The following is a 25,093-nucleotide window of genomic DNA, read 5'->3' as shown; positions in this document are numbered from 1 at the left end:
AATGGAAAAATCTGTAAATATATTGAGTTTTGCAACCTTGCTTATTACAACAATATCCTTTTCTCAAGAAACAGATTCGATACGAAAATATAGTCTAAAATATCAAATGACTTCTATTTATCAATATCATCCTGCTTTTAATGCTGCCTATTCAGGAACAAATAGTATGAATCCAGAAGAAGAAAGCGCTTTATCATTAACAGCAACTTTGTATCTGGATGTACCACTTTGGAAAGGAGCAACAGCCACATTTAATCCAGAAATGTCTGGAGGACAAGGTTTGTCACAAGCAAGAGGATTAGGAGGTTTTCCTAACGGAGAAACCTTTAGAATTGGAGATCCTAAGCCTGTAGTATATGTGGCGAGAATGCTCTTGGAACAAATATTTCAGTTTAAAGATAATCGATCCTTACAATTGGTATTTGGAAAATTTGGACTCTCAGATTATTTTGATGATAATGCCTATTCTCATGATCCCAGAACTCAGTTTTTAAACTGGTCGTTAATGACGCACGGAGCTTGGGATTACGCCGCAAATACTCGAGGATATACAGATGGATTATATATTAATTATCAGTTTAATAGCTGGCAGGTAAGAGCAAGTTTAAGCGCAGAACCTACTACGGCAAATGGCCCTAATGTAGCTTTTAGCTTTAAAGATTCGAATGCCTTGAATGTAGAAGTCGAGAAAAAAATAACTTTTAAAAACAATGATACAAGCATTATAAAACTATTAGGATTTCGCAATGTAGCAGGAATGGGAAATTATGACGAAGCCAATAGTAATTTTATAACAGCACCCGATATCGTAAGCACTCAAAGAAATGGTCGTACCAAATACGGATTGGGTTTAAACATGGATTACACTCATAAAGATAGTTGGGGACTGTTTGCAAGAATGAGCTATAATGATGGTAAAAATGAAACTTGGGCATTTACAGAAATTGATCGCTCAGCGCAATTAGGAATCAACTTGCAAGGAAAAATGTGGAACCGCCCAAATGATTTTGCTGGTATTGCAATTGTTGCCAATGGATTATCAGCCTCTCATAAAGAATACCAAAAACTAGGCGGAAATGGATTTATGATTGGTGATGGTAGTTTAAATTATGGAACAGAACAAATTGCCGAAGTGTATTATTCTTTTTTAATCCCAAATACACATTTTACGCTTTCGCCCGATTATCAGTTTGCAATAAATCCAGCATATAATAAAGACAGAGGTCCTGTTCATTTTTTTGCATTACGCTTTCATACCGAGTTTTAATATTCGTAAGAACAAAAGTTATAATGTTTAAAATAAGACATCTCACAATAAAAAAATAAAATTCATCATTTAAAATACTTTTTAAAATGAACAAATTCATAAGAAACCTCATTGCTTTTTCACTCAAGAACAAAGCATTTACCTTTTTCTGGGTAGGAGTATTAGCTATTGCAGGATTTATTTCTTTCAAGAATATGCCAATAGATGCATTTCCAGATGTAACCAATACGCAAATCATTATCATCACACAATGGAATGGGCGTAGTGCCGAAGAAGTAGAACGTTTTGTGACTTCGCCAGTCGAAATATCTATGAACTCTGTACAAAAGAAAACAAGTGTACGTAGTATTACCATGTTTGGACTGTCTGTAATAAAAATAATTTTTGATGATGGAGTCGATGATACATTTGCGCGCCAACAGGTAAATAATTTATTAAAGAATGTTTCTTTGCCAGATGGTGTCGAGCCAGATGTACAACCTCCTTATGGTCCTACTGGCGAAATTTTTAGATACATAATAAGAAGTAAAAGCCGTGATAGCCGTGAACTTTTAACGTACCAAAACTGGATAATCGACAGACAACTTCGTGCTGTACCTGGTGTGGCTGATTTAAATGCTTTTGGTGGACAAGAAAAAACCTATGAAGTTGGTGTAGACCCAATGAAATTGTCTAAATATAATATTACTCCGCTTCAGGTATATAATGCCGTAAATGCAAGTAATTTAAATGTTGGTGGAGATGTAATCGAAAAAAATGGTCAGGCATTTGTTGTACGAGGAGTTGGTTTATTAACCTCTATTCCAGATATAGAAAACATAATTGTAGATGATGCAAATGGGAATCCTATATTAGTAAAAAACCTTGCCAATGTATACGAAAGTGCTATGCCTAGAGTAGGGCAAACAGGTATAGGTAATGACGATGATGTTGTAGAAGGAATTGTAGTAATGCGAAAAGGCGAAAATGCCAAGGAAACATTAGCCTTAATTAAGGATAAAGTAAAAGAGCTTAACGAAAAAATATTACCCAAAGACATAAAGATTGAAACGTTTTATGATCGTGATAATTTAATGAATTATACGACCGAAACGGTTATGCATAATTTATTTGAAGGGATCATCTTGGTTACCTGTATTGTATTCTTATTTATGGCCGACTGGAGAACAACATTTATTGTTTCTATAGTTATCCCGTTATCCTTACTTTTTGCGTTTTTATGCCTTAAGTTAATGGGAATGAGCGCCAATTTATTAAGCTTGGGTGCAGTCGATTTCGGAATTATTATTGATGGTGCGGTGGTCATGGTTGAGGGATTGTTTGTTGTTTTAGACCGCCGTGCACATCAATTAGGAATGCCAAAATTTAATAAAATAGCCAAAGGAAGTTTGATTAAAAGAACAGGTGCCGAAATGGGTAAATCAATCTTCTTCTCTAAATTGATTATTATTACGGCTTTATTACCAATTTTTGCTTTCCAAAAGGTAGAAGGAAAAATGTTCTCTCCCCTAGCCTATACACTAGGTTTTGCATTAATGGGCGCTTTAATATTTACATTAACACTAGTTCCTGTATTATCGCATTTGTTATTAAACAAAAATGTAAAAGAAAAACATAATCCGTTTGTAAACTTCTGGGATCGAATTGTATCGTCTGGTTTTGCGTGGACATTTAAACATAAAGTAAAAACACTAACTACCGCAATAGCGCTATTAGTAGTTGTATTTTTCTCGGCTACATTTTTAGGAACAGAATTTTTACCTCAACTTAATGAAGGAGCACTTTGGGTAACTGCCGAATTACCTATGAGTTCTTCCCTACCCGAAAGTGTAAAAACTGCTGCGATAATAAGGAAAGAACTGCAAAGTTTCCCTGAAGTAAAAGGAGTATTATCTCAAACCGGAAGAACAAATGATGGTACAGATCCAAATGGTTTTGGTTTCCTGCAGTTTCAAGTAGACTTAAAACCTAAAAAAGAATGGACAAGAAAAATTTCATCTGATGAATTAGTCAATGAAATGGATAAAAAATTAAAGCAATATCAAGGTATTACCTATAACTATTCTCAGCCAGTAGTAGATAATGTTGCCGAAGCAGTTGCGGGTTTTAAAGCATCAAATGCGGTAAAAATTTACGGTGAAGATTTAAACAAACTAGATGAGCTTGCCAAGAAAGTAATGGCGCAAATTAAAGGCATTCCCGGAATAAAAGATGTTGGTATATTACGTAATATCGGACAACCAGAAATTAGTGTTTTACTTAACAGAGATCGTATGGCTGGTTATGGTGTTTCTCTAGCCGATGCTCAAGCTGTATTGGAACTCGCTTTTGGTGGAAAAATAGCTACACAGAAATACGAAGGCGAAAAGAAATTTGATGTTCGTGTACGATATGCCAAAGAATACCGAAAAGATGAAATAGATATTAGTAATCTAAAAGTACCAACAATGAGTGGAGCTAAGATTCCGCTAAAAGAAATTTGTGACTTAGAAACCTTAACAGGTCCGGCATACATTTATAGAGATAATACCAAACGATTTATTGGTGTGAAATTTTCTGTACGTGATCGAGATTTAGGTAGTACAATTGCCGAAGCTCAAGCCAAAGTAAATAAACTAGAATTACCAAATGGCTACACAACTGGATGGACTGGAGAATTTGAAAATCAAGTTCGTGCCAGTGCACGTTTAAGCCAGGTAGTACCTATTAGTTTAATCGGGATATTTGTTTTGTTATTTATAATGTTTGGTAACTTAAAAGATTCTTTATTAGTTCTTGCCAATGTTCCTTTTGCAATAATTGGAGGTATAATCGCATTACACGTTACAGGAATGAACTTTGGAATCTCTGCTGGAGTTGGTTTTATAGCCTTATTAGGAATTTGTATCCAGAACGGAGTTATCTTAATATCCGAATTTCATAATAATATAAAAGCCAAACATACCCTCGAAGAATCTATTTTTATAGGAGTAAAAGCAAGAACACGAGCAGTTGTAATGACAGCACTTATGGCATCTATCGGGTTAATGCCAGCAGCAATTTCTACAGGAATTGGTTCAGAATCTCAAAAACCATTGGCGATAGTTATCATCGGTGGTTTAATTACTGCAACCATCTTAACATTGCTTGTATTCCCTATTATATTCTGGGTATTCAATCGAAAAAAAGATGCTCCTATCGAATAATAAATTTCATCCAATTATATAAAAAAGAGGTATTAGATTAATTCAAAAAAAAGAAAAGCATCATTATAGTTTTATAATGGTGCTTTTTTGATTTTAATCAAATGCTAAATTCAAACTTACAAGAACCAGAAAGACCGCAAATCTAAAATTCAGATTTGCGGTCTTTCTATTAATAAAACTAAAACAACAGTTAATGTTATTATGCATGTTTTAAAATTGCTACAGCGTCTTTAGCATTAGATAATTCTGCGTATTTTAAAGCTGTGTATCCTTTTTCATCTTTAGCATCAACATTAGCGCCTTTTTCAATTAAAATTTTTAAAATTTCAACTTTATTGTAACGAGCTGCTGTCATTAACGGAGACATTCCATCTGCCGTCTCATTTACATTAGCGCCGTATTCTATAAACTTTTTAACAGTTTCGATGTCACCTTTGCTGATAGCAACATTTAATGGTGTAGAATCGTAAGTTGAAACGATAATCTTGTCATTAGCAAATGAATGCTGAACTGAATTTGAAGCTAAAGAAACATTAACAAAAGCTACTAAAGCTACTCCTAAATAAACGATTGACTTTTTCATGATGATTGATTTTTTGATTGGTGATTGATAATTAATTTTGATTGATGATTTTAAAATGCTTTTTAATTCTTGTACAAATATATATTTAATTTTGGTATTATGCTTTACAAGGTACTTTGTTTTAACCAATAATTAACATTTACTTAAAATTAGAACCTCAACTTTAAATTATTGTATTTAAAAATAAACTACTTACTATAAAGACGCATAAACAAACTAAATGTTACACATTTAATTTAAAAAAATAAATAACTAAATATCAGTAGATTAAAAACAACTAAATTAAATTTTAGAATTGATAAAATCTCTAGACAAAATGAGGGTTAGAGGTTTTACTTAATAAAGATATACCGTTAATATTGCTTTAAAATAGCTACTGCATCTAGCGCTTTAGACACCTCAGCAAATCTTAAAGCATTATAACCATTTTCGGCAGTAGTATAAGGATTGGCTCCTTTTTCTATCAAGAGTTTTATAATTTCGACTTTATTATAACGAGCTGCAGTCATTAAGGGAGTTAAGCCGCCCGATACTTTATTTACATTAGCACCGTATTCTATAAGTCTTTTTACGGTTTCAATATCTCCTTTACAAATGGCAACATTTAATGGGCTAATATCATTATTGATATATGTGGCATTTGTAAATGATTTGTGATTAAGATTTGAAGCTTGTGTAACATGAGTTAAAGCCATAAAGGCTACTCCTAAAAAAACGATTGATTTTTTCATGGTGATTGATTTGATTGATTTTTGATTGATGATTTTAGAATTCTTTCAAATTCGTTAATTATAAGTCTTACAAAAAAGCTAAATGTTACAGAACTAAATAATAATTTTTACTTTTTATTCAAAAAGAAAATTGCCTGTCAAAAAAGTCAAAATCTTTATTAAACAAAAAAGACCTCAAATTTAGGCTTGAGGTCTTTTTATATAACTTAAACAACAATTATTTTTTTAGAAGTGTTTTTAAAAATGTAGTCGCTTCTTTAGCTTTAGAAACCTCAGCATACTTTAATGCAGTATAACCTTTCTCATTTTCAGTATCAAGTTCAGCACCCTTAGATACAAGAAACTTCATAATCTCAACTTGATTATAACGCGCTGCAGCCATTAAAGGAGACATACCATCTAATACTCTATTTACATTAGCACCATATTCTATAAACTTCTTCACCGTTTCAAAATCTCCCTTACTAATCGCAACATTAAGAGGGCTACGGTCATATTGCTGAACGATATTCTTTGAGCTAGTTAATAATTTATAATTTGTATTGGTGCCAGATGCTACCGCTACATTTGCAAATGCGACTAAAGCAACTCCTAAATAAACGATTGACTTTTTCATGATGATTCTTTTTTTGATTGATTATTGATGATTATATATGAAACTCTATTTTCTACAACAATATTTATTGAACAAAAATTATTTCATATATTTAGTAAGACGACAAAAAGAATCAAAAGGTTGCATCTTATATAAAAATAATTTAAAACACCCTCTTTTATTTTATAAGCAATTAAAATTCAGAACACTAAATTTTATTTAACTTTACATTAAAAACTAAAAAATGCAGTCATCAGCAACTACAATCGAAGAATATTTAACATCTCTTCCTGAAGAAAGAAAACCATCATTTCTTAAACTTCGCGAAGCAATACTTAATAATCTTCCTGAAGGTTTTACTGAAGAATTGAGTTACGGAATGTTGGGTTATCTCGTACCACATTCTATTTATCCAGCAGGTTACCATTGCAACCCAAAATTACCTTTACCATTTATAAACATAGCATCTCAGAAAAACTTTATTGCATTATACCATATGGGAATTTATGCAAAACCAGAATTACTAGAATGGTTTGTTTCTGAATATCCTAAATATTGCAAACAAAAATTAGACATGGGGAAAAGTTGTATTCGATTTAAAAAAATGGATGATATACCATTTGATTTAATAGCTCAACTGGTACAAAAAATGTCTGTTGAAGATTGGATTAATTGCTATGAATCACAGTTTAAGTACAAACAGTCAAAATAATTATAAACCACTTAATTTTAAATTTATGAAAATTATCAAAAAAATTCTTCTCGCAATTTTAAGTATTGTAATTCTAGCGCTAATAGTCGCTCTATTTTTACCAAATGAATATCATGTAGAAAGAGATGTCACAATCAATAAACCAAAAGATAGTATCTTTAATTATGTGAAGTATTTAAAAAATCAAGATAATTTTAGCGTTTGGGCCAAGTTAGATCCAGCAATGAAAAAAACTTTTACAGGAACCGATGGAACAGTTGGTGCAATATCGGCTTGGGATAGTACAAACAAAAACGTAGGTAAAGGAGAACAAGAAATAAAAAAAATTGTTCCAGGAGAACGTTTGGAGTTTGAACTTCGTTTTAAAGTTCCTTTTGAATCTACCGATATGGCTTATATGACAACTGAGGCAATTACTCCTACGCAAACCAAAGTAAAATGGGGATTTGATGGTAGATCACCATATCCTATGAATTTAATGCTTGCCTTTATGAATATGGATCAGATGCTTGGAGAACAACTAGAAACCGGACTTCAGAATTTAAAAATAATTCAAGAAGGCCCACAGTAATATAAAAAACAAAACCCGCAATTTTAAATTGCGGGTTTTGTTTTAATCAATTGTAAAATAAAATATTATTTACTCAAATAAGCTATTACATTCTTCTCGATACGTTGGTCAATATTATTGATATCGGCTTTAACGAATTTTTCTCCAAGGATGTTTTCGTATAATTCGATATAACGCTCAGATACAGATTCAATATAAGCATCAGTCATATCAGGAATTTGTTGTCCGTCTTGTCCTTGAAAACCATTTTCGATTAACCAACGACGAACAAACTCTTTTGATAATTGTTTTTGCTCTTCGCCTTTATCTTGTCTCTCTTGGTATCCATCAGCATAAAAATAACGAGATGAATCTGGAGTATGAATTTCGTCTATTAAAACAATTACTCCCTCTTTAGTTTTTCCAAACTCATATTTAGTATCTACTAAAATTAATCCGCGACTTGCAGCAATCTCAGTTCCTCTCTGGTATAAAGCTCTGGTATATTTTTCTAAAACCAAATAATCTTCTTCAGAAACAATTCCTTTTGCCAAAATATCTTCACGAGAAATATCTTCGTCATGAGAACCGTTATCAGCTTTTGTAGTTGGCGTTATAATAGGCTCAGGAAATTTATCATTTTCTTTTAAACCTTCAGCCATTGTTACTCCACAGATTTGTCTTTTTCCAGCAGCATACTCACGAGCAGCATGACCTGAAACATAACCACGAATAACCATTTCTACTTTAAAAGGATCACATAAATGTCCTACAGCTACGTTTGGATCTGGTGTTGCAATTAACCAATTAGGAACAATATCTTGAGTAAGCTCCATAAATTTAGTTGCAATCTGGTTTAAGATTTGTCCTTTATAAGGAATACCTTTTGGTAAAACTACATCAAAAGCCGAAAGCCTGTCTGTAGCAACCATAACCAAAAGTTCATCATTAATATTATAAACTTCTCTAACTTTTCCGCGATAAACCGATTTCTGATTAGGAAAATTAAAATTAGTAGTTGTAATTGTATTGCTCATTATTATTTGTTGTGTTGTGTTGTTTCGTGTTTTATGAATGCAAATTTAAAACTAATTAAAATAAAAAAAGAATCTATTCAGATTCTTTTTTTATACGCGGTTTTCAGTGTCGGTATTCAGTTTTCAGTCTCAGTACCAGTCACAGTTTTCGTTCAGCATGGAAACTGCCACTGAAAACTGAGACTGAATACTAAGAAACTTACTTCTTCAAAAGTGTCGCGTTAAATAAATTCAGGATTCTGTCGTATTCATCAATCCAAGAATAGGTTTCTTTAAATCCATGTGCTTCTACAGGAAATGACGAAAGACTCCAATTCTTTTTACCTAATTCGATAAAACGTTGAGACATACGTACAATATCCTTATATTCTACATTATCATCGACCATACCATGAAGCATCAATAAATTTCCTTTTAAGTTATCTGCAAAATAAATCGGTGAACTTTTTTTGTAAGCATCAGGATCTGTTTCAGGAAAATTAAGAATATTACCTGTATAACCATGATTATAATGAGCCCAATCGGTAACAGAACGTAATGCAGCACCCGAAGCAAATTCTCCCGGAGTTGTAAGCATTCCCATTAAAGTGATAAAACCACCATAAGAACCTCCATATATCCCTACTCTATTGGCATCGATTCCGTAGTTATCAACTAGATATTTTTTTCCATCTATTTGATCCGACAAATCTTTTCCGCCCATAAAACGGTATATTCCAGTTCTTACATCACGACCGTAACCATCACTACCTCTATAATCAATATCCAAAACAGTATAACCTAAATCGGTTAGCATATTATGAAACATATATTCCCTGTGGTAATTACTCCAATAATTGTGTGCATTTTGTAAATAACCTGCTCCATGAACAAATAATACAGCTGCTTTATTAGACGTTTCTGCTTTTGGAGTATATAATCTCGCATAAACAGGCGTACCATCTTGCGCCTTAAACGTAATTACTTCTGGTTCTCTCCACGGGTATTTTTTAAAAGTTTCAGTAGTCGAAGATGTTATTTGCTCTAGCGTTGTATTCTTTTTATTCTCGCCAATATATAAATCCCAAGGTTTGTTTTTATAAGAATAACGTACCAATAATGTTTTCTCATCTGGAGACAAACTTACTTCATGAGCACCATCTTTGGTCAAAATCGGTTCAAGGACACCATTGGCTGCAGCCAGTTTATAAAAATTTCTATTACCCGGATGAGTTGTATTTGTGGTTAAATAAAAAGTCTTTTTATCTTTTGATAAAGCCACATCCCTTACTTCCCAATTACCACTAGTAAGTTGTGTTTTCTTTTTAGTTTTTAAATTATAAGTATATAAATGAGAATATCCCGTAACTTCCGATTGAAAGTAAATAGTTTCGTTATCCGAAAGGAATCCAAGAGTTCCCGATTCAAAAGCATAAGAAGGAATTCCAGGTCCACCAATCCAAGCTTCGTCATGCTGATGTTCTATTTCCTGAAAAGTTCCTTTGTCTAAATCAAGACTAATTAACCATCTGTCTTTATTATCCTGACTTCTTATTTCGGCTATAGCCAATGAACCACTTGCATTATAAACGGGAGCCTGAACAGTAATTAGCTTATCTGATTTTTCTTTATTCTTAAGATTTTCGTACGAATCATAATATTTAGGAACGTCCTGAATATGACTTAAAGTAGAAAAGTTGACAAAATAAACAGAATCTTTGGCAACAGAATATATTCCGAATTTAGTCTTTACAAAGTTATCTACAGAAACTTTTTCTTTCGTTTCTGGCGATTGATTATACCCATCGGCAGTTATAAAAACTTCCATTGTTTCTTTCTTAACATCTACTTTTTCGATTAAACTAAATGTTGCAAAATTTCCGTTTGGATTCACTTTAAGACTTGCAAAATCATCTTTCTTTCCATAATAATATCCTTTAGGAAAGTCAGTTTTAACACTTTTCTTTTTAGCATTATTCCATTCTTTCTTAGCTGCTGCATCTCTAACAAATTGGAATAATTCTTTCTGTTGCGTTTTCAAGAAAGAATCTTTATTTAATTCTTTCTCCGCTTTATCTCCACTATTAAAGTTTGAGATTTGTACAATCGTTCCTTCTTTGGCATTGTATTTAAACAAATTATCATTTTGCTGAAAAAACAAAATTCCAGCTTCAAAGCCTAGTTCTAAATTAGAAATCGGACTCGATTGCTGGAATATCTTTTTTAAAAATTTATTATTTATAGAATAAGAATATAAACCACCGTTATCAATATAATAAACAATATCGGATGTTGGATTTCTTTTAAAATCTAATTGCGAAAAAGCGGCTTCTTTTGGCTGAGCCAATACTGGTTTGGTCATTCCTTTTTCCCAATAGTAAGTACTTAAACCTAATTCCTTATTTGGATTCCAATCGAAGTAAACCTTTTTCCCATCCAAACTCCAATGTTGATTGGTCGGTTGAACCCCAACAAAAGAATCACCTTTCATGATTTCTTCCAACTTCAAGTTTTGACTTTTACCTGATATTGAAAAAACCAATAAAGCAATTGCAAAGATATTTTTAGTCATTTTTATGTTATTTGATTAACACAAAAATACACTTTGAAAGCAATTAAAAAAATCTTTCTTTAAGCTGAAGGAGAGAATTTAACCGCAAAGCGCGCAAAGGAATACACAATGTTCGCAAAGGTTATAAATCCTTTTAATCTGTGGCAAGAAAATTAACCACAGAGGATGCGAAGAGTTACGCAAAGTTCCCCAATCTTGTCACCCTGAGGAACGAAGGGTCTCCACAAGAAACTAATCCAAACATATCCTAAATTGTCGAGTTATTCACCTAAATTTTTCTTGTGTCAAGAAAAACAAGTTTGTGGTTACTTTATGAATAAACCTATATTATGTAGACGCACTGCGGTGCGTCTCTACAGGACAAATTTAAATCTATTTAATCCTTAAAAATCTGTGGCAAGAATTTTTTTTGAAACAATTTGTGTGAATTCGTGCAATTCGTGGCAGAAAAAAAAAGAGACATAATTTTTCACTAAAAAATCATGTCTCTATATTATATTCTAAACTGTAACCGAAATTTTACCCAAAACATTCTCAGATAAATATTTCGCAACACCATCTTCTCTATTTGTTGCTATAACTTCGAGATGTGGTAATTCATTTTTTAAATTCTGAGGAGCATTCCCCATAATCAAAGCTTTGCCTGTTGAGGATAACATTTTTAAATCGTTAAAACCATCTCCAAAAGAAATAGCTTCATCAAAAGTAATATTCTCTAATTCTAAAACTTTAGCAATAGCTACACTTTTATCTACAGATTTATCCATAAACTCCAGACAATTTGGTAAACTAAAAGCATGGTGCAAAACATCTGAATTTTTGCTTAAAATAACATCTTTTAATGCAACCAATTTTTCATGATTATCATGTGTGAAAAATATTTTTATGGCTGTGTAATCTTCTAATTTTGAATAATCGACTAATTCCGGATGATAAACTAAATCAGCTTGAAAAGCATTTAGTTTTTCGCTCATTCTATTTGTAAGCCAAACATTTTCTTTAAATAAAACTGTTGTAATCTCTGGATCTATATCTGCACTCAAAGCCGATTTTACAACTTCGCTTTCTATATCAAAAGCAAAAAGTTCTTTTTTCTCTGGCGAGTGTATACGTGCTCCATTAGAACTTACCAAATAAACAGGAATTCCTAAAGTATCAATAATTCCCATTGCATCTAGATGATGACGTCCTGTAGCAACTATAACAAGATATTTTTGATTGTGAAGCTCTTGAAAAACTGATTTTGTATAAGAAGATATTTTATGGTCTGGATTAAGTAATGTACCATCTAAATCGGTGATGATTACTTTTATTTTTTTAGATTCTGAATTCATATTGAGTATCAAATATTTATTATTTACAAATTTATCGCTTTGTAAAATGGGAAGCAAAGAAAACCGAGAAATATGGAAGAAATAAGTTAAACTTTACTATTTATTTAACATAAATTAACTGAGTCAATCTATTCTTTATAATTTCAAAAAAAGCTTTTAACAAGCTAACTCTATCAGCAAAAAAAATATTCGTTTTATACATTTCTATAAAAGAGATGTATAAAACGAATATCATTAAATATCAAAACACATTTTACGATTTACATTTGACATTTTTTAAGAACCATTTCATGTTATTAATCGTTGTTTTCGATTTGTTTGTAGGCATCGATTACTTTTTTTACCAATCGGTGGCGTACAATATCTTTATCATCCAGATAGATAATACCAATACCTTCTACATCTTTAAGAACCAATATCGCTTCTTTAAGTCCAGAAATTGTTCGGCGTGGTAAATCGACCTGACCAGGATCTCCTGTAATCATGAATTTAGCATTTTTTCCCATACGGGTCAAAAACATTTTCATCTGAGAATGTGTTGTGTTTTGAGCTTCATCCAGAATTACAAATGCATTATCTAGTGTACGACCACGCATAAAAGCAAGTGGTGCAATCTGGATAATTCCTTTTAAAATGTAATCTTCTAATTTTTCATTTGGTAACATATCGCGCAAAGCATCATAAAGAGGTTGCATGTATGGATCTAGTTTTTCTTTCATATCGCCAGGCAAAAATCCGAGGTTCTCCCCTGCTTCTACAGCTGGTCGTGTAAGTATGATCCTTTTTACTTCTTTATCTTTAAGTGCTTTAACAGCCATTGCAACACCCGTATACGTTTTTCCTGTTCCAGCAGGACCAACTGCAAATACCATGTCATTCTTTTTTATGGTATCTACCAATAATTGCTGGTTAGGCGTCATGGCTTTGATAATCTTACCAGCAACTCCATGAACTAATATTTTGTCATGATCGTATGCTTTCTTTTCATCCTGACCATCGCTCATAATTACACGTTCAATTACATTATCATCAATGTTGTTGTATCGGGTAAAATGGAGCATCAATCTTTGAAATCTTTTCTCGAATTCATCTAAGACTTCCTTTTCGCCAAACGCCTTTAAAGTCGTCCCTCTCGCTACTATTTTAAGCTTTGGGTAGTACTTTTTTATTATTTCAAGATGAGTGTCTTGAGCGCCCCAAAAGTCTTTTGGAGCGATGTCTATTAGCTCGATTATTCTTTCGTTCAAATGAGGTAGTTTTAAATTAAAATTAATTTTTTATAAATCAAATGGCTGTCGGGTTCTTTTTAAGTTTTCAGTCCCAGTGTTCAGTTTCAGTCACCATTTATATTTTCAACGAAATCTCACTTCTTTAAAAAAATGCTATTTCGCTTATAAACTGAATACTGCAACTGTAAACTGAGACTACTATAATTTTACTTATTTTTAAAATACAATTTGTCTTTTCTTTCCTTCCATTTTGCGCTAACTATTATTAGCTTTGCATTTCTCAAATTTAATGAAAATTAGATTTAAATACTATCAATAGTTATAAACAAAATGATGTCAATAATTACCCTTACTACCGATTACGGCTTAAAAGACCACTTTGTAGGCGCGCTGAAAGGGAAAATATTATCCGAATATTCCGAAGCTACAATTGTAGACATTTCGCACGACATCGACCCCTTTAATACAACCGAAGCAAGTTATATTATTGGTGCATCTTATTTTAGCTTTCCTAAAGGAACAGTACACCTTATTGGTGTCGATATAGAGCGTAATAAAGAGAACCAGCATATTGCCATGCAATGGAACGATCATTACTTTATTTGTGCTGATAATGGTATATTAAGTATGCTTACGCAAAAAATTGTTCCGCAAAAAATTGTTGCAATCAATATTCATGACCGATTACCCGGTGATGCCAGCGACTTAGATGTTTTTATAAAAGTTGCCTGCCATATTGCCAAAGGCGGTTTGCTAAATGTTATCGGTAAAGAAACACAAAACATCAAACAAATAACCGAGCTACAATCGATAGTATCTAATGATGGAAATTCTTTAAAAGGATACGTATCTTATATAGATCATTTTGGTAACGTAGTAACCAATATATCCAAAAGACAATTTCTGGAAGTGGCACGAGGACGTCCTTATGAAATTGTGATGAAACCAAAAAGCATCAAAACTATTTTGCCAAATTACTCGGCAATTGCCAGTTCAGATAAATACCCAATCAAAACTTATGAAGGCGAGAAACTAGCTATTTTTAACGAAGCTGGTTTTCTTGAAATTGCTATTTTCAGAAGTAATCCTTCAAAAGTTGGTTCGGCAAATAGTTTACTAGGACTTAATTATCGTGATACAATCTTAATCCAATTCAAGAATTAAGCAACAAATTTTAAAGCTTAATCCCGATAACTTTTACAATCTTAAAAATAGTTTTTCATAACAAGAAAAATATTAACAGAAAGAATAATCTATTTTGGTATTTTTGCGCGCATATAAGCCATTTCACGACTTAAAATTATAAAAATGTTTGTTCGAATAGTAAAAATGAGTTTTCACGAAGATAAAATTCCTGCTTTCATGGAAAATTTTGATAGTGTGAAGGATAAAATACGAAATGCTCCCGGAAATCGTTTTTTAGAGCTGTATCAAGATAAAGACAATAAAAGCATATTTTTTACATACAGTTATTGGGAAACCGAAGCCGACTTAGAAAATTACCGACAATCGGAACTTTTTAATACGGTTTGGTCGTTTACCAAAACTTTATTTAATGCTAAACCAGAAGCCTGGAGTGTAGACAAATTAGTTTCTTTAGTTTAAACAAAAATAAAAAATTGAACCATTAAGAAATTAAGATAAATAAAGCCTTTAAAACTTTGCGAACTTTGCGGTTAATTTTTCTGCCACAGATTATCAAGATTAAAAAGATTTCATCGCTTTGTGAACTTTGCGAAAATCTTTGCAAACTTTGCGGTTAATTTTTAGCCACTGATTGGACAACTTTAAACTTTAAACAAAATAAACGCATAAACAAATTAACGTTAAAATATGAAATCAATCGTTTTACGAGAAATAAAATCCTTTTTTGGATCTCCCATTGGCTATTTGGTCATTGCAATATTCCTGATTAGTAATGGCTTATTTTTATGGGTTTTTCAAGGAGAATACAATATCCTTAATACTGGTTTTGCCGATCTTACTCCTTTCTTTACTTTGGCTCCATGGATTTTAACATTCCTAATTCCAGCTGTAACCATGCGTAGTTTTTCTGATGAGAAAAAACAAGGTACAATCGAATTATTGCTTACAAAGCCTTTAAGTATTTGGCAAATTGTAAACGGAAAATTCATTGGCTCTTTGCTTTTAATTATAATGGCAATTATTCCAACATTTATATATGTAAAAGTAATTTCGAGTTTAGGATTGCCAGAAGGTAATATCGATATGGGAAGCACAATTGGTTCTTATTTCGGATTATTATTCCTGATTGCAGCTTATACCGCCATCGGAATTTTCACTTCTACATTATCCGAAAATCAAATCGTAGCTTTTATCATAGCAGTATTTTTATGCTTCTTCTTCTATTTTGGTTTTGAAGGTTTATCGACTATCGTTCCTGGATTTATGAATGTAATTTCATCATTAGGAATGCAAAATCACTTTAAAAGTATGAGCCGAGGTGTTATCGACACACGCGATGTAATTTATTTTTTAAGTATAACGGTGCTTTTTCTTTCGTTTACTGTATATCAACTAAAATCTTTTAAATCGTAATGAAAATTTCTTCTCAAAAAAATATAAAAACGTTACTGATTACGGTTATAGCTTTAATTGTCCTGAATATTGCAGGTACATTTGTATTTCATCGTTTTGATTTAACCAAAGACAAAAGATATACTCTATCTCCAACTTCTTTAAACATTATCAAACAGGTTCATAATCCGTTGTCTATAAAAATTTATATGCAAGGCGATTTACCTGCCGAGTTTAAACGTTTGCAACAAGAAACACAACAATTACTAGAAGAGTTTCAGGCTTATAATAAAAATATTGTTTTTGAATTCGTTAATCCTTTAGAAAACGAAGAAGAAAGCATGGATATGGTTAAAGAATTGTACCGTAAAGGGCTTACTCCTATAAACATAACTGTAGATGATAAAGGAAAACAATCGCAAGCAATGGTTTTTCCTTGGGCAATTGCAGTCTATAATAATAAAGAAGTTAATATCCCTTTATTAAAAAACCAGATGGGCGCTTCGACTACTCAAAAAGTAATTGGATCTGTACAACATTTAGAATATTCTATTGCTGATGCATTGAATAAAATTACCACAGAAAAACAAAAAAAGGTTGCTATAATAAGAGGAAACGGAGAAATGAAAGAGATTTTCATGGCAAAATTCCTGATGCAAATTCGCGAAAGCTATCATATTGGTCCATTTACTTTAGATTCTGTTGCCAAAAATCCAATTGGAACTTTAGATGCACTACAAAAATATGATTTGGCTATTATCGCTAAACCTACCGAGGCATTTACAGATGGTGAGAAACAAGTTCTAGATCAGTTTATCATAAACGGAGGAAAAACATTGTGGCTTGTAGATCAGGTAAATGCTGAGATGGATAGTTTATACAATCAGTCTGGTGCTACGCTGGCTTTCCCAAGAGATTTGAATCTTAATGACATGTTCTTTAAATACGGATTCAGAATTAATCCTGATTTAGTAAAAGATGAACAAGGAAGCCCTATAAAACTAGCTTCGGGAGAACAAGGTAGCGCAACCCAATATCAACAATTTAACTGGAAATATGCTCCGCAGGTTTATCCTGAAAGCAAACATCCTATTGTAAAAAACCTTGGCGGAATAAAATTTGACTTTGCAAACCCAATCGATACTTTAAAAAATGGTATTAAAAAAACGGTTCTTTTGCAATCATCTCCTTATTCTAAAAAAATTGGAACTCCAGCCGAAATCAATTTAAATATTGTAACCGAAGAAACTTCACCAAATGATTATATCAATAAAGGTAATTTTCCTTTATCGGTTTTATTAGAAGGAGATTTCCATTCGATGTACGAAAATAGAGTTTTACCTTTTGAACAAAAAACATTTCAGACAAAAGGAAAAGCAACCAAAATGATTGTAATTTCCGATGGAGATTTAGTCCGTAATCAATTGGATAAAAATTTAGCTCCGGTAGAATTAGGTTACGATCAACGCTCAGGAAATTTGTACGACAACAAAGATTTCTTAATGAATTGCGTTAATTATTTACTAGACGACACAGGACTTATTAACATTAGAAGCAAGGATCTTAATTTACCTTTATTAGATAAAGAAAAAGTTTATCAAGAGTATAGCATTACGCAATTCATAACTATCGGACTACCAATTCTAATATTATTGGTCTTCGGACTTGCATTTACTTTCCTTCGAAGAAAGAAATACAGCAAATAGATGTTAATAAAAAATTTAGTATACTAGGATTGTTTACGATATATTTGTAAAAATGTATTCTAGTCATTTGTCAAGCTAAAATATATACCAAAAAATAAAACAAAAGAGATGAAATTTATAGTATCGAGTTCGTACTTATTAAAGCAATTACAAGTTTTAGGTAGTGTAATCAATAGTAACAATACGTTACCTATTTTAGACAACTTTCTATTTGAATTAGACAATAACGAATTAACAGTTTCTTCATCGGATCTTGAAACGACGATGTCTGCAACTTTAGCGATTGATTCTACGAGCAAAGGAAGTGTTGCAATACCTGCAAAATTATTACTAGAAATTCTTAAAACATTTCCAGAACAACCTTTAACTTTTACAGTTGAAGATAATAATACTGTAGAAATTAGTTCTAACTCAGGAAAATATGCATTGGCATATGCAGCTGGAGAAGAATTTCCAAAATCTGTAAATCTAGAAGAGCCTTCGGTTACTCTAGTACCTTCAGATGTTTTGGCTACTGCTATTAGCAAAACAATATTTGCTGCTGGTAACGACGATTTACGTCCGGTAATGTCTGGAGTATTCTTCCAGTTTTCGCCAGAAGGATTAATATTTGTTGCTACAGATGCTCACAAATTAGTAAAATATGCACGTACAGATGTAAAAGCATCACAAGTTGCTGATTTTATTATGCCAAAGAAACCTTTGAATATCTTAAAAAGTATTCTTGGATCTTCTGACGCTGAAGTAAAAATCGAATACAATGATTCTAACGCTACATTCTCATTCGACAATTACATTTTAATGTGTCGTTTAATTGATGGAAAATATCCAAACTACGAAGCTGTAATTCCAAAAGAGAATCCAAACAAGTTAATGATTGACCGTTCTTTATTTTTAAGTTCAGTACGTCGTGTGGCTATTTTCTCTAATAAAACTACACACCAAATTCGTTTGAAAATCGCTGGAGCTGAATTAAATGTTTCTGCCGAAGATATCGATTACTCAAACAAAGCCGAAGAAAGATTGACTTGTGATTACCAAGGTGATGACTTACAAATCGGATTCAACTCACGTTTCCTTACCGAAATGTTGACAAACTTACAATCAGATATGATTATGTTGGAAATGTCTTTACCTAACAGAGCGGGTATCTTAACTCCTGTAGATGGTTTAGAAGATGGAGAAACAGTTACCATGTTGGTTATGCCGGTAATGCTAAATAGTTAACATTTAATTATGTTTTTGTTATATTAGATTTTTGATATTCAAATATAATACTTATTATTGCATAACAATTACGCTATTAACCAACCATTTTTATACTTAAAAAACCGCAACTTCTTTTTAGAAATTGCGGTTTTTTTATTTTGTAGCTTATTTTACTAAGCACCACAAGGACTTCCCTTTACCTCGGATGAAAAGTTTGGAGTAAGACGCAAAGAATAACAAAAGTAAATCAAGACTAGGTTTAGTGCCCTACAATTCCAATTAAGATCACACCACTAACTCCCCCATAAAAACATTTAGCTTTTACTCTATATATAGTATTTACTCTAAACCTATAGCCTTTCATCTATTCTCTATTCTCTCACACCACTAAATCACACCCATTTTTTGCATTAAGAAAGTTGCGCTTTTATTTTTACAGATACCTTCACGAAGTTTATAGTCAAAATGCAATTCGTTATTTTTTATTTCAACCTCAAAACATTGGTTTGTTAAGATTTCAGGATAATCATTAGTAGTTAAGCAAACTTCGATATCGTGAGTTGCGATTGCGCCAATTGCTTTTTTTGCAATTACCTTTTTTACAACCTCGATAGTTCCGTTACGTTTATCATCGGAGTTTGTACCTCTTAAAATCTCATCTAAGAGCACAAATGCAGGTTTATCCTCCAGTGCATCCATAATTTGTTTTAAACGCTTAATTTCGGCAAAAAAGTACGATTCACTATCAGACAAAGAATCTGACAGTCGCATCGAAACCAAAACAGGTAATGGATGCATTGCAGCTTTATTTGCGCACACTACAGAACCTATTCCGCCTAAAACCATATTGATACCCAAGCTACGCAAAAAGGTGCTTTTTCCGGACATATTCGATCCTGTAAGTATCATAAATGATTCTGGGAAAAATTGCACCTCATTCCCTACTCTAGTATCAGGATTTAATAACGGATGACTTAGATTAGAAAATCCAATTTTAAAATCATTATTCAGCTCTGGAAAAACAAAATCCTGATTGTTATGAGAAAAATTAGCTAAACTATTTAGTGTTTCAAATTCACCAATTACATTCAGCCATTCTTCTAGAACAGCTGCATGACTCGTTTTCCAATTCAACAGATTTTTTAAAACATGAAGATTAAATAAAAAGATACCATTAAATAATAAAGCGGTTACAAAATTATTGATAGTATCCATGTTTGAGAACAACTCCGATAATTGTTTTAAATGAACACTTGCCTTGGCGTTCTTATAAATCAGTTTATTTTGTAGTGTAATTAACTTTTCTGATTTAAAAGTTTCGTTTTCAATTTCCTTAACCAATAAACCATATTGCTTGATAATTTTATCAATATTCTCGGCTTTGGCAATTTCGGTTTGAATCCTTTTAAAAAACATTCCCAAAATAGTCGTGTTCAAGACAAATACAAAAGTTATATAAGATAGCAACGAGAGATTAGATGTAACAAAATATGCAATTACGAGCGCTCCGAAAATAGCGGGTAAAACATATATCAATAGAGACATTACTTTTGAAAAAGGAGCACTTTTGCCATCCTTCCAATTCAGTAATGCCTGATAAGCTTCTTTAGTATCTTGCCCTAATATTGCAAGTGCTTGAAATTCCTGACGCCAATCTAACTTAGATTGAAGTTCGTGTATTGCATCTTGATTTTGGGTGATTTCGTTATTAGGTAAATTATATAATAACTGATTTGCCAATGTCTTTTTCCCAACAAAAGTACCTGTTCTGTTAAGACTTTGGAACAAGGAATGCTCTCCAAAAATATCTAAATCATAAGCATACGGATGATGGAAGTCAATGAATTCTTGTCCATTCTCAAAAGGTAATTTCTCTCTTTTTAAAAACGTGATTTCATTTTTATTAATTTTCAAAAGCGTTTCTGTGAGCTTCTTTTTAAAAGACAACTTAGAGTGAATACGCATTAAAACAATAAAACCTATAAATAATAAAAAAGCTGAAATAAGATATACTGAAGCATCTGTTTTAAGATAATAATAACTTAAAACCAAACTGAAAACAATACTCAAAAGTCGTAATAAACTAATGCTATTGTATTTTTTATTAATTGCACTTAAAGCATCTGAATAACTGCTAACTTTTTTTTTATATTCTTCCATTGTTTTAAAGTAATTATTCCTTTTTAGAAATTATATTGAAATACAAATATAAGTTTACAGTTACGAAATAACTACTTTAAACAATAGGAATATTAATTACTAATAGATTCTCTTTCTCAATTAAAAGTTTACACTTATTTATTCTCACAAAGGCGCAAAAAGCAAAGAAAATAAGCTTAAAACTTACTCTTTATAACTCTGCGCCTTTACGAAAAATTTTATAATACTACGAAGATCTATTGCTCATGCATAATCAAAACCGGAATTGCAATATCCTTTGTTAGCTTTTTAGTAAAACTAGGATGAAATAAACTTTCGAAGAAACTACGTTTATAAGCAATCATCGCCAAAACATCAATGTCTTTATATAAAACAAAATCTAGAATAGTTTCTTTTACTTCTTCACATGGAAGCACCAAAAACTGAATAGGTTCATCTTTAAAGTCTGCTTCCCATTCTTTGATAGTAGCATCAGATACATCTGTATTCTGAGTTCTTACATATAGACATTTAATTTTTGCATTCATTTTTTTTGCTATAGCCAAAACTTTACGAAGTTCTTTTTTGTCTTTCTCACGATAACGTGTAGTAAATCCGATGGTTTTTACTTTCTTAAATTCAGATTCTCCTGGAATACACAAAATAGGCACTTCAACTCCAGATATTACAGCATCGGTATTAGTCCCTAAGAAAAAGTTTTCCCAGCCAGAAATACCAGAAGTTCCCATTACCACAAAATCTATATTATCTTCTTTAATTGCTTTTTTCATGTTGTAAACCAAATCACCATCCATTAGGCGATGATTCATTACAATATCATCAAGACCACGTTCTTTAGCAATTTCGCGAAGTTTTGGAATCTGATCTTTAAACATTTCAAATTTAGACAACTCTAATGAATTATATATTATTGCAAAGTTTTCTGGAAAAAACTGACTGTCATAAACCGGAATTTCAAAAGTGTGTAGCAAAACGAGCTCACCTTTAACCTGTTTTGCAAATTCTAAAGCATGAACAAAAGCATTTGTTGCTACTTCAGAAAAATCGGTGGGGAATAATATTCTTTTCATCGTACAGTTTGGATTATATGTTAGTTTCTCAAATTTAGCCATAAAACAACCTCTTCGATATGACAATTATCAGTTATTTAACATTTTACAATTTGTTAATATAAGTACTCAATTACAGTGTTCAGCCCCAGTTGAAGTTCTCATCTTACCTCTCAGTATTCAACTTTTGCAACTTTGTACCCTTCACGTAAAGTCCTGAAAATTGCTGCTAATTCTTTCAAAAACAAGCATAACAATCTATAAAAAGTATATTGTTTATATAATTACCTCTTTCGGAACTTCTAGCCTTTTTTTATACCTTTGCAGCATGATAAATCAAGATTCTATAGTAGCACTAGCAACACCTTCGGGAGCTGGAGCGATAGCCATAATTCGAATTTCGGGTAGCGATGCCATTACAATTGGTAACGGTGTTTTTCAATCTATTAAAAATAAAGATTTAACTAAACAGAAAACCCATACCTTACATTTAGGTCACATTGTAGATGGTTCAAAAACCCTTGATGAAGTTTTGGTTTCTGTATTTAAAGGACCAAACTCCTATACTGGAGAAAATACTATCGAAATATCATGTCACGGTTCTACTTATATCCAACAACAAATAATTCAGTTATTACTTCGTAAAGGTTGCCGAATGGCAGATCCTGGAGAATTTACGCTTCGTGCTTTCTTAAACGGAAAACTAGATTTATCTCAAGCCGAAGCTGTAGCTGATTTAATCACGTCTGATAATGAAGCTTCTCATCAAATCGCCATGCAACAAATGCGAGGTGGTTTTAGTAATGAAATAGCCAAACTACGTGAAGAATTATTAAATTTTGCTTCGCTTATAGAACTCGAATTGGACTTTGCTGAAGAAGATGTAGAATTTGCAGACAGAAGTCAATTTCATGAATTACTAAATCGTATCGAGTTTGTATTAAAACGCTTAATAGATTCTTTTGCGGTTGGAAACGTAATTAAAAATGGAATTCCTGTTGCTATCGTTGGAGAGCCTAATGTAGGGAAATCGACTTTATTAAATGCTTTATTAAACGAAGAACGTGCCATAGTTTCGGAAATTGCCGGAACTACACGTGACACCATCGAAGATGAATTGGTTATCGGCGGAATCGGTTTCCGTTTTATAGATACAGCTGGTATTCGCGAAACTGTAGATTATGTAGAAAGTATCGGAATCAAAAAAACTTTCGAAAAAATTGAACAAGCGCAAGTCGTTCTTTATTTATTTGATAGTTTAAAATTTAAGGCACAAAGTTCTGAGTATATTGTAGAAATAGAAAAAGTAAAGAATAAATATCCTTTAAAACCGTTACTTGTTGTAATCAACAAAGTAGATTTACTTTCAGAAGAAGAAATTCAGAATATTCACAATCTTCTTGAAACATTAAACGTTAAACTTCAGACTATTTCTGCCAAAGAAAATATTGGTGTTGATGAATTAAAAAATCAATTACTATCTTTTGTAAATACTGGAGCATTACGAAATAACGAAACTATCGTAACCAACACCAGACATTACGATTCTTTACTTAAAGCGCTAGACGAAATACAAAAAGTAAAATACGGCCTAGAAACCAATCTTTCAAGCGACTTAATGGCACTCGATATTCGTGAAGCTTTATACCAATTTGGGCTGATTACTGGTCAGGTATCGAATGATGAATTATTGGGTAATATTTTTGCTAATTTCTGCATCGGGAAATAAATGAATGTACAAGATTTAATTGGTAATTATTCCGTTTCCGGAAGCAATCAGGACGAAAGTAATCAGGTAACTTACAAAGGTATTTTGAGTTTATCACTCGACGAAAATAATCGGATTATTGCTCAATGGCTTATTAATAACACTCAGCAACAAAAAGGTCACGGCTTCTTTAAAGACAATATTCTGGTCATTAACTTTAGCTACAAAGGTAACGAAAACAAAACCTATAAAGGCGTTGCTGTTTACAAATGCATCACTGCAGATATACTGGAGGGATTTTGGTCTGAAAAACACGGAGATCCGCTCTATTTAGGAACGGAACAATGTTTACGCGTAAAAGCTAAAAACTTAAACTAAACTGTATTTATACATTTTTTTTAAAACAAAAAAAATCCTGAAACTTTTACGAAGCTTTTACTTTATCTGAAATTCAAAAATTGAATATCGGTTTATATTTTTCACCTTTTACGAATGATTCTTTCTTTTTAATCAAGAGCATGAGAAAATTACTTATAATCGTGAAGTCGAAGAGATACAAAGACTCCATTTAAACACAAGATACATCTCTTTAAAGCTAGGAAAGCCAATTGTTCGTAGTTTATTAATCAATCCAGATTACATTAGCTCATCGTAACTATAAATAAAATTTTACCGCAAAGAGCGCAAAAGATTACATAAAGGTTCGTAAAGTTTAATAAATAGCTTTGTGTACTTTGCGTTTAAATCTTTTTGCGTATTTCTTCTCCCCAAAAAGTAAAGCACAAAAAAAAATCCTCACCAAATAAATGATGAGGATTCTAAAGAAAGGCGACGACATACTCTCCCACATAACTGCAGTACCATCTGCGCAGGCGGGCTTAACTACTCTGTTCGGGATGGGAAGAGGTGAGCCCCGCCGCAATAACCACCTTAAGGTCGTTAGTTGCTT

At 32.2% G+C, this 25,093-nt stretch carries 20 protein-coding genes and 1 rRNA gene; 11 read left to right on the top strand and 10 right to left on the bottom strand.

Going from position 1 to position 25,093, the window contains the following annotated elements; translation table 11 throughout:
* The first annotated feature begins 1 nt into the window (after position 1).
* Positions 2–1,267, top strand: coding sequence for a carbohydrate porin (locus tag IW20_RS21500; protein WP_035627394.1), 1,266 nt, complete (start codon positions 2–4; stop codon positions 1,265–1,267).
* A gap of 86 nt (positions 1,268–1,353) precedes the next feature.
* The gene (locus tag IW20_RS21495) at positions 1,354–4,452 is read left to right on the top strand and encodes an efflux RND transporter permease subunit (RefSeq protein WP_035627391.1); all 3,099 of its coding nucleotides are present in this window, start codon (positions 1,354–1,356) and stop codon (positions 4,450–4,452) included.
* Between the two features lie 199 nt (positions 4,453–4,651).
* Here the strand turns inward: IW20_RS21495 and IW20_RS21490 are convergent, their stop codons facing one another.
* The 3 genes from IW20_RS21490 to IW20_RS21480 form a co-directional block, all read right to left on the bottom strand.
* Positions 4,652–5,035, bottom strand: coding sequence for an ankyrin repeat domain-containing protein (locus tag IW20_RS21490; protein WP_035627414.1), 384 nt, complete (start codon positions 5,033–5,035; stop codon positions 4,652–4,654).
* A gap of 353 nt (positions 5,036–5,388) precedes the next feature.
* Entirely contained in the window at positions 5,389–5,766 is a 378-nt protein-coding gene (locus tag IW20_RS21485) for an ankyrin repeat domain-containing protein (RefSeq protein WP_035627388.1), read from the bottom strand.
* 217 nt (positions 5,767–5,983) lie between these two features.
* On the bottom strand, positions 5,984–6,382 hold the full coding sequence (locus IW20_RS21480) for an ankyrin repeat domain-containing protein (RefSeq protein ID WP_035627386.1): 399 nt from the start codon (positions 6,380–6,382) through the stop codon (positions 5,984–5,986).
* A 223-nt stretch (positions 6,383–6,605) separates the two neighbouring features.
* Here IW20_RS21480 and IW20_RS21475 point away from each other — a divergent pair, with 223 nt between their 5' ends.
* Complete coding sequence (locus tag IW20_RS21475; RefSeq protein WP_035627383.1) at positions 6,606–7,073, top strand: DUF1801 domain-containing protein; 468 nt, start codon at positions 6,606–6,608, stop codon at positions 7,071–7,073.
* A gap of 25 nt (positions 7,074–7,098) precedes the next feature.
* Positions 7,099–7,644 (top strand): SRPBCC family protein, encoded by a 546-nt coding sequence (locus tag IW20_RS21470; RefSeq protein ID WP_035627411.1) that lies wholly within the window; start codon positions 7,099–7,101, stop codon positions 7,642–7,644.
* Positions 7,645–7,709: 65 nt separating this feature from the next.
* On the opposite strand, the gene IW20_RS21465 is transcribed toward IW20_RS21470, so the two are convergent.
* The 4 genes from IW20_RS21465 to IW20_RS21450 all read right to left on the bottom strand — a co-directional run bounded on the left by IW20_RS21465 (position 7,710) and on the right by IW20_RS21450 (position 13,792).
* Positions 7,710–8,660, bottom strand: a complete 951-nt coding sequence (locus IW20_RS21465; RefSeq protein WP_035627381.1) for a phosphoribosylaminoimidazolesuccinocarboxamide synthase — start codon at positions 8,658–8,660, stop codon at positions 7,710–7,712.
* A gap of 199 nt (positions 8,661–8,859) precedes the next feature.
* On the bottom strand, positions 8,860–11,211 hold the full coding sequence (locus tag IW20_RS21460; RefSeq protein WP_035627378.1) for a S9 family peptidase: 2,352 nt from the start codon (positions 11,209–11,211) through the stop codon (positions 8,860–8,862).
* A 500-nt stretch (positions 11,212–11,711) separates the two neighbouring features.
* Entirely contained in the window at positions 11,712–12,545 is an 834-nt protein-coding gene (locus IW20_RS21455) for a Cof-type HAD-IIB family hydrolase (protein WP_035627375.1), read from the bottom strand.
* Positions 12,546–12,841: 296 nt separating this feature from the next.
* A complete protein-coding gene (locus tag IW20_RS21450; RefSeq protein ID WP_035627373.1) occupies positions 12,842–13,792 on the bottom strand; it encodes a PhoH family protein in 951 nt (316 codons plus the stop codon).
* 315 nt (positions 13,793–14,107) lie between these two features.
* Here IW20_RS21450 and IW20_RS21445 point away from each other — a divergent pair, with 315 nt between their 5' ends.
* The 5 genes from IW20_RS21445 to dnaN all read left to right on the top strand — a co-directional run bounded on the left by IW20_RS21445 (position 14,108) and on the right by dnaN (position 19,245).
* Positions 14,108–14,938, top strand: coding sequence for an SAM hydrolase/SAM-dependent halogenase family protein (locus IW20_RS21445; RefSeq protein ID WP_035627371.1), 831 nt, complete (start codon positions 14,108–14,110; stop codon positions 14,936–14,938).
* 144 nt (positions 14,939–15,082) lie between these two features.
* Positions 15,083–15,379 carry a putative quinol monooxygenase gene (locus IW20_RS21440; protein WP_035627369.1) on the top strand — a complete coding sequence of 99 codons (297 nt, stop codon included), beginning with the start codon at positions 15,083–15,085 and terminating at the stop codon, positions 15,377–15,379.
* A gap of 228 nt (positions 15,380–15,607) precedes the next feature.
* On the top strand, positions 15,608–16,333 hold the full coding sequence (gene gldF, locus IW20_RS21435) for a gliding motility-associated ABC transporter permease subunit GldF (protein WP_035627367.1): 726 nt from the start codon (positions 15,608–15,610) through the stop codon (positions 16,331–16,333).
* Complete coding sequence (gldG, locus tag IW20_RS21430) at positions 16,333–18,018, top strand: gliding motility-associated ABC transporter substrate-binding protein GldG (protein ID WP_035627365.1); 1,686 nt, start codon at positions 16,333–16,335, stop codon at positions 18,016–18,018. The genes gldF and gldG overlap by 1 nt, the downstream gene beginning before the upstream one ends.
* Positions 18,019–18,126: 108 nt before the next feature.
* Positions 18,127–19,245, top strand: a complete 1,119-nt coding sequence (gene dnaN / locus IW20_RS21425) for a DNA polymerase III subunit beta (RefSeq protein ID WP_035627362.1) — start codon at positions 18,127–18,129, stop codon at positions 19,243–19,245.
* Between the two features lie 369 nt (positions 19,246–19,614).
* On the opposite strand, the gene IW20_RS21420 is transcribed toward dnaN, so the two are convergent.
* Together IW20_RS21420 and IW20_RS21415 are read right to left on the bottom strand one after the other, a co-directional pair.
* Positions 19,615–21,387, bottom strand: a complete 1,773-nt coding sequence (locus IW20_RS21420; RefSeq protein WP_035627361.1) for a MutS-related protein — start codon at positions 21,385–21,387, stop codon at positions 19,615–19,617.
* A 236-nt stretch (positions 21,388–21,623) separates the two neighbouring features.
* Positions 21,624–22,457 carry a universal stress protein gene (locus IW20_RS21415; RefSeq protein ID WP_035627358.1) on the bottom strand — a complete coding sequence of 278 codons (834 nt, stop codon included), beginning with the start codon at positions 22,455–22,457 and terminating at the stop codon, positions 21,624–21,626.
* Positions 22,458–22,764: 307 nt separating this feature from the next.
* Between IW20_RS21415 and mnmE the strand changes: the two genes are divergently transcribed.
* Both mnmE and IW20_RS21405 read left to right on the top strand, forming a co-directional pair.
* Positions 22,765–24,165, top strand: coding sequence for a tRNA uridine-5-carboxymethylaminomethyl(34) synthesis GTPase MnmE (gene mnmE / locus IW20_RS21410; protein WP_035627356.1), 1,401 nt, complete (start codon positions 22,765–22,767; stop codon positions 24,163–24,165).
* Positions 24,166–24,522 carry a hypothetical protein gene (locus tag IW20_RS21405; protein ID WP_035627353.1) on the top strand — a complete coding sequence of 119 codons (357 nt, stop codon included), beginning with the start codon at positions 24,166–24,168 and terminating at the stop codon, positions 24,520–24,522.
* A 445-nt stretch (positions 24,523–24,967) separates the two neighbouring features.
* Here the strand turns inward: IW20_RS21405 and rrf are convergent.
* Positions 24,968–25,077 (bottom strand): 5S ribosomal RNA (gene rrf / locus IW20_RS21400).
* Between the last annotated feature and the right edge of the window lie 16 nt (positions 25,078–25,093).

Source organism: Flavobacterium hydatis (genome assembly GCF_000737695.1).
In the GTDB taxonomy this organism is placed as follows: Bacteria; Bacteroidota; Bacteroidia; order Flavobacteriales; family Flavobacteriaceae; genus Flavobacterium; species Flavobacterium hydatis.
This window is presented reverse-complemented; position numbering and strand designations above follow the sequence as displayed.